The organism is Candidatus Cloacimonadota bacterium, assembly GCA_034661015.1.
GTDB lineage: Bacteria > Cloacimonadota > Cloacimonadia > JGIOTU-2 > JGIOTU-2 > JAYEKN01.
Genome location: JAYEKN010000101.1, coordinates 1 through 4,295, shown reverse-complemented (window position 1 = coordinate 4,295; position 4,295 = coordinate 1). Strand labels below are relative to the sequence as shown.

The 4,295-nt window shown below is 36.1% G+C and carries 3 protein-coding genes; all 3 read right to left on the bottom strand.

The annotated features are described in order from the left end of the window. Positions 1–280: 280 nt before the first annotated feature. Entirely contained in the window at positions 281–2,485 is a 2,205-nt protein-coding gene (locus U9P79_04200; GenBank protein ID MEA2103828.1) for a trehalase family glycosidase, read from the bottom strand. Between the two features lie 105 nt (positions 2,486–2,590). Next, positions 2,591–3,166 carry a hypothetical protein gene (locus tag U9P79_04195; protein MEA2103827.1) on the bottom strand — a complete coding sequence of 192 codons (576 nt, stop codon included), beginning with the start codon at positions 3,164–3,166 and terminating at the stop codon, positions 2,591–2,593. A gap of 95 nt (positions 3,167–3,261) precedes the next feature. Further along, positions 3,262–4,295 (bottom strand): galactokinase (gene galK, locus U9P79_04190; protein ID MEA2103826.1); only part of this gene is annotated, 1,034 nt, incomplete at its 5' end.

The window sequence follows — 4,295 nt, the reverse complement described above, 5'->3', positions numbered from 1 at the left end:
TTCAATAATTCCTTAAAAGATGAAACTCCGATTTCATTCAACATTGCTTTTCGTTGCTCATCCGTATTGGGTATAAATGGCATACAAACTCCTTTATATTTATGATTACATTTTTTTACAACTGGTTGTGTGGTGTTTTATTGTCAATTATTCTGAAAATGAATATCAATGATAAATAGTGCACATCAGTAAAGTGTTTTTTCTACTAGTATCGGCTTTAGTGATTTATTATTCTACGTACGCTTTTCAAATTGTATCGCCTTCAATATTTCCCGTGCAGTTAGTGGATATTACCTTTTCCAATTAATAATTCTACCCTTTCACCAACTCTGCTTTCCTTTTTCAAAGATCCATCAATGTAAATCTGGAATTTATCATTTTCAATTTTTACCTTCAAGATATGACCTTTAATTAGAACATTGTCTATTCGCAGATATTCCAATCCGAGCGGAAGCGGATCAACGATCAATGTATCATCGAGTTGTGGTTGAATCCCGCAAATATATTTTATGATCAAATCGACTATCCAGGAATGCCGGTAGTCATTCACGCCACGATAAAGACACGGCTTTCCTGAATGCGGATTATAATGCTCGTAAGTATTGGGATATTTCAGATTTCCATCGAGGAACATCATTTCAATGGTTCTTTTGATGAACCAGCCGGCTTTTTCTTTCAGATTTTTATCATATTTGGAAGCAACATTTATTAGAGCCTCTGCAATGTGAGAATTTGTCATTGGCCATACTCTTCCGTTCCAGGGGCAGTTCATTCTCTTTTCTTTCCATTCTCCGTAGGAACTTGAAAGCGGTTCATTCAAAGCAGTTGCCGGAAGCGGGTATGAAGTCCAGAATTCATCTTTATTAAAAAGATGTTTCACAAATCCGTTCAGATGAGATTTATCTGCAATATCGTAGATATACGGATAGAAGCAGATTGCAGCTTTGACGTTCGTTCGCTGCCAGGTTTTTGGATTTAGATCAAAGAACATTTCCTCATCTTTGTCCCACAAGAATTTCAGAACAGCCTTTTTAATATTTGCGACTTCTTGCCTCCATTTTTTTGCTTCTCCATTTTTCCCCAATTTATCAGCAATAAATGAAAGTGCTTTACGAATTCCATACTGGTAGCAAGTCGCATCCACTCCTTTCAACCTGATTCCGCCGGATTCCATTTGTAGGTCCGCATTTTCATCCACGCTTGTATAACGCGTCATAAATTCCTGACCGGTTTCCATCTGGTCGATCACATCATAAAGATAGCTGTGTTCAGGGTCGCGTTCTCTATTGAAATATTCAGCGTATTTCACAAGAGATGGATAAACTTTTTTCAGGAAATTTATATCAGGATGAACTTTGTAAATTTCTATTATTGCTGTTCCGAAATCCGTATGATAAAAGCTCTTTCTATCAATATCTATGGGATACAGGTTGCCCGGATAACTACCGTTTTTGTTCTGATTTTCAACGAAATTAAGGAAGCTGCCTTCTGCAACTTCCGGGTTATTCATCCAGCGTGTTTCCCGCATGTGGCATTGGGCGGAATATGAAATCGGCATTCGAAAATAGGCAGGTCCTTCGCAAACGCAGGGAAAAGAATACGAATCTTTCATCATAAAAAGCCGCAGTCCAAACCAGCAATACCAGTAATATTTTTCAATAAATTTATCGGAGCATTCAAATTGCGGAACGTAGTCGAAAAACTTTTGCCGGTTCTTTTCGCTTTCTTTGTTGGGATTTTTGATATTGAATGCTTCATTAAATATTTCTTTTGCTTTTTCAGAAGTTTTCGCGACCGAAAGGAAAATCTTTACTTCAGCATTTTCTCTGATTTTCAAATGTTTATGCAAACCAAAATAGAGCAATCCATCAGAATCAATTCCCTTATTATGAATTTCATCGGGAAGCTTTCCATCAAATTTCTCGTAGAATGGAGTATATTCAAATTTCGGATGATTTGCTGTATATTCGGAAAGATTTATGGAATATGATGAGTGTTCCATCCCCAGAAATAATGACAAATTGAAAGGATATTTCTTTCTGAATTTTACTTCTCGATTAATAAGGATTCCATTCTTTTCTTTGGAAAAGGATAGAGTTTTTTCGTTTTGATCATTTACCGGAGCTGTCCACAAAATCATATCGATTTCCCGGTTTTTCCCTTCAAAATTCAAAGTGGTAGAAAGCGTATCATTTTGCAACAAAACGTCGGTCTCACTAAGCGTAAGATCGTTTGTTAGAGCGAATCTCCTTATTAATTTGGAATTATCCCATTTTGTATCCAGCAGTTTTGGTTTGAGCTCTTTTTCGTCTTTTGAAAGGAATGAAATCGTATAAAGAGGTTTTAGCGGGATGTTGTAGAAATGAGCTTCATCCCAAAGTCCGGGAATGTGCATCCACTGTGGAAAAAGCGGTGTGAAGATAAGTGAATCACCCCCACCGAGATACCATTTGTCATCTCGCTCAAGTAATTTAAAAATATTCATAATTCTCCTATAAATATGGGACTGGACTTCATCGCGAAGCAGATGGAGTTCAGTCAACATTTTCGTCTCAAGTCTATTCTCGCTTCGCTCTTATGAACTCGTGTCTCAATCGAATAATAATTTTCCAAAATTCTTTTCTTTCATACATTTTTCATGTTCTTTTATTTGTTTCTTATATTCTTGTGCATTTCCAAAATAAGTTAGAAGTAGTTCATTATTGAAAAGTTTCCCGTTTCTCAAACCTATCCACTCTGGATAATTTGAGAATTTCCAATCTTCCAATTCTTTGACTAAACCCGCTTTCAGTGGATTATAATGAATGTATTGGCATAAGTAAATCAGATAGTTTTCTTTTTTGATATGAATATGTTGCAAAGAATCTCTATAAAGTCTTCCTTTTCTTTTATATTTGAAATTGTAATGAGGAACATAAGAGTTGTTAAGGTCATTAAATAATTTATAAATTGGTTTATCGGATTCCTGTCTTAATAAAAAATGAAAATGATTCGACATTAAGCAATATGCGAAAACAGAAGTTGGATATCTTTCTAATTTTAGGTTGAGTTTATCTAAAAACCAAAAAAAATCATCTTCTTCCCTGAATAATAATTCATTTTCGACAGCATGATTATAAAAATGGAAATATTGATCTTTTGTGAATTCTTCTTTTTTACAGCGCATAAATATACTCCTATCAATTGGATTGCATCTCTACAGGACTGGACTTCATCGCGAAGCAGATGGAGTTCAGTCCCACCGTCTCAAGTCCAGTCTCGCTACGCTCTTCTGAACTCGAGTCTCAATTCTTGCGATACTGCTCCACGAGATGGAACAACTTCATAAAACTGCGGAATAAGTCCAGTTTTTTTAGAATACACATCCAATATTTTTTCTTTCAACTTTTCGATGCAGTAATCTTTCCCGAGATAAATCACACATCCTCCAAAACCGGCTCCGGTAAGTCTTGCTCCCAAAACTCCCGATTCATCCTTTCCGATTTCCACCAGCAAATCCAGTTCTTCGGTGCTAACTTCATAAAGTTTTTTCAAACTTAAATGAGACTGATACATCAACTCACCAAAAGCTTTTGCATTTCCTTTTTTCAGAACTTCGACTGCTTGTTTCACTCTCTCGTTCTCATAAACAACATGCTCGACTCTTTTCTTTAATGTATCAGGAAGAAATGATGCATATCTTCCAAAATCGTCGAAAGAAATATCCCGCAGAGCAATTATTTCGGGAAGATATTTCTGCAGAATTCTCTTTGTTTTTCTGCATTCCTGTCTTCTTTTGTTGTATGAAGATTCTGTCAATTTTCTTTTTACCATCGAATTACACACAAGAAATGAATAACCCTCAAATGACAACGAAACATATTGATATTTCAGACTTCTGCAATCTATAAAAAGTGCGTGACCTTCTTTGGAAACCAGAGAAGCAAATTGATCCATTATTCCGCATTCCACACCCACGAACTCATTTTCTGCTTTTCGGGCAAGTTTAACCATCTCGAACGGTTTGATCTCTAAATCGTATAATTCTTTGAATGAAAGAAGCGTGGCAATTTCAATCGAAGCGGAAGATGAAAGACCGGCACCTTCGGGCACTTCACTGAAGATCAGAACATCCGTTCCACCGATTTTATACCCTGCATCGAGAAGAACTTTTGCTATTCCACGCTGATAGTTGCTCCATTTCTTTTTATGAGAATATTTGATGTCGTTAAGATCAAACTCATCCTTTTCTTTGTATTTCAGATCATAGAGTCGAACTTTTCCATTATCGTTTTTGGATACAAGCATATTTGTAT

Bases quoted from the DNA above. Each gene is read 5' to 3' on its own strand.
- U9P79_04200 (MEA2103828.1), bottom strand. From the start codon at position 2,485: ATGAATATTTTTAAATTACTTGAGCGAGATGACAAATGGTATCTCGGT.
- U9P79_04195 (MEA2103827.1), bottom strand. From the start codon at position 3,166: ATGCGCTGTAAAAAAGAAGAATTCACAAAAGATCAATATTTCCATTTT.